The organism is Vibrio sp. 10N.222.49.A3 (assembly GCF_041475145.1).
Taxonomy (GTDB): Bacteria; Pseudomonadota; Gammaproteobacteria; order Enterobacterales; family Vibrionaceae; genus Vibrio; species Vibrio tasmaniensis_A.
Genome location: NZ_JBFRVM010000321.1, coordinates 1 through 373, shown reverse-complemented (window position 1 = coordinate 373; position 373 = coordinate 1). Strand labels below are relative to the sequence as shown.

General features: G+C 41.0%; 1 pseudogene. It reads right to left on the bottom strand.

The annotated features are described in order from the left end of the window. Nucleotides 1–141: 141 nt before the first annotated feature. Nucleotides 142–373 (bottom strand): annotated as a pseudogene (locus AB4589_RS25365) (hypothetical protein); the annotation flags it as partial.

Here is a 373-nt window from a genome sequence, read left to right as displayed (position 1 = left end):
TCATCATCGAACTGTTGATTAGAAAAAGCAAAGAACGCCCCTGCCTCATTAAAAGCCTGAGTTTGTTTGTCTTGAATATAGTGTGAGAGATATTTCATCTTTTAAGTCTCCATTTTATAATTAAGGGGATGATCCACTCTTTTATGTTTCGATGTATTGATGGTTGTTTGTCACCCATCCTATGACTACAGCACGACTATTCAGCCCTACCTTATTTGTTTCAGTAATCACATGACCTCTCGCGATGCCTTGCCCCCAGTACGGCTTATTGAGTTCTGTTTCTGGGAACAAAACCGTCAGTTCTAGCCAAACACTGGAATGCCTGGCTCTTGCTTTTACATGAGCGGCAATCACGACAATATTTTCCACAGAT